2 protein-coding genes are annotated in these 1,924 nt (G+C 68.8%); one reads left to right on the forward strand and one right to left on the reverse strand.

The window, feature by feature from the left end; genetic code table 11:
* Positions 1-1,301, reverse strand: a 1,301-nt coding sequence (locus tag WCB02_RS28605) for an ABC transporter ATP-binding protein (RefSeq protein ID WP_423963109.1), incomplete at its 3' end; no start/stop codon positions are given.
* Positions 1,302-1,555: 254 nt separating this feature from the next.
* Between WCB02_RS28605 and WCB02_RS28610 the strand changes: the two genes are divergently transcribed.
* Positions 1,556-1,924 (forward strand): MarR family winged helix-turn-helix transcriptional regulator (locus WCB02_RS28610; protein WP_423963110.1); only part of this gene is annotated, 369 nt, incomplete at its 3' end.

Here is a 1,924-nt window from a genome sequence, read left to right on the forward strand (position 1 = left end):
CGCAGGTTCTCCCGCACCGTGGTGTGCAGCAGGTAGGTCTCCTGGCTGACCACGCCCACGATAGCGGCGAGGTCGGTGAGCCTGATGTCGCGGATGTCGATGCCGTCGATGCTGACGCGGCCGCTGCCGGGGTCATACAGCCGGGCGACCAGCGAGGCGAGGGTGGTCTTGCCCGATCCGGTCTCGCCGACTAGGGCGAGCGCGCGGCCGGCCGGAACGTCCAGGTTGACTCCGGCCAGGGCCGGCCGGTCGGCGCCAGGGTAGGCGAAGCTGACGTTCTCGAACCGGACGTGCCCGGTGACCTGGGCCGGGTCGATCTCGACCGGGTGAACGGGGTCGTCGACCTCGACGGGCAGGTCGAGGTACTCGAAGATCCGCGCGAACAGGGCCAGTGAGCTGATCACCGAGACGCTGGTGTTGAGCAGCCCGGTCAGCGGCCGGAACAAGCTGTTCTGCAGGGTGGTGAAGGCGATGAGGGTGCCGATGCTGATGGTGCCGGCGGTGACCGGCAGGCCGGCGGCGAGGTAGATGACGGCCGGGATCGCCGCGAAGATGATGCTCATCGAGGCCATCCGCCAGCGCCCGGCCAGCTGGGAACGCAGCTCCAGGTCGATAAGGCGGGCCGACGAGGCGGTGAACCGCTGGACCAGGGACGGCCCGGTGCCCATCGTCTTGGCCAGCTGGATCCCGTTGATTGACAGGCCTTCCTCGATGGTGACGTTCAGGTTGGCCAGCTCACGCTGCTGCTCGGTGGTGATGGCCCGGCGCATGCGGGCGACCCTGCGGCTCAGGTAGATGGCGGGCGGCATGACGACCAGCGAGATGAGGGACAGCTTCCACGACAGCGCGACCATGGCGACCGCGGTGGCGACCGCGGTGGTGAGGTTGGAGGCGACCGACGTCGCGGTCGAGGTGACCACGGACTCCATGCCGCCGATGTCGTTGGTGATCCGGGACTGGACCTCGCCGGTGCGGGTGCGGGTGAAGAACGCCACCGACTGCCGCTGCAGGTGGCCGAACACGCCGGTGCGCAGGCCGTGCATGACCTGCTGGCCGACCTTGGTACTGATCCAGGTCTGGATCACCCCGAAGGCGGAGGTCACGGCGGCGATGCCGATCATCCCGGCTACCAGCAGGATGAGCAGCCGCAGGTTCCGGTCGGGGAGGGCGGTGTCGATCACCGCGCGGAGCAGGAACGGCGAGGCCACGCTGACGATGGAGGAGGCGACAATGATCGCGGTGACGATCGCCATCTGCCAGGTGTAGGGCTTGAAGAGCCGCCCGATGCGGCGCAGCGACACCTCTCGTGCCTGCGCCTTCTCCGCGGCCGTGACCGTTCTCGCGCCACGGGACCGGCCGTGGCCCGCGTTCTGCGAGTTGGTGGTGGGTGGGTTCGGTGAATTCGTGTCTGGTGACGCCAAGTGCTTGCTCGATTCTGCCGGGGGGAGCCCCGCCGCCGGGCGGGGCTCGGGCGTAAGTATATGCTGAGGTTACCTCAATATGAGGCTACAACGGTAGCTGCTGGTAAGATATTCCGGTGATCAGGGCAGCGAAATTGACAGGCCGTTCCGCCGCCGCCGGGGATGGGACCAGCGGGGACGAGTCGCTGGCGGACGCGTTCCGGTCCGTCGGGCGACGGCTGCGCGAGACGTCGATCCAGACCCTGGCCCCCTGGGACATCAACCCGTCCCACTTCCGGGCGCTGCGCGTGCTGAACCACCACGAGGCCATGCGCCTGTCCGACCTGTCGGATCACCTGCATATCGCGCCCCGGTCAGCTACCGAAGTCGTCGATGCCCTCGAAGCCCGCGGCCTGGTCGAACGGCGGCCCGATCCCAGCGACCGGCGGGCCACTCTCGTCGGGCTGACCGCGCAGGGCACCGGGGTCCTCGACGCGATACACGCGGCGCGCGGGACAGAGGCC

This window comes from Bradyrhizobium sp. (assembly GCF_049581145.1).
Lineage (GTDB): Bacteria > Pseudomonadota > Alphaproteobacteria > Rhizobiales > Xanthobacteraceae > Bradyrhizobium.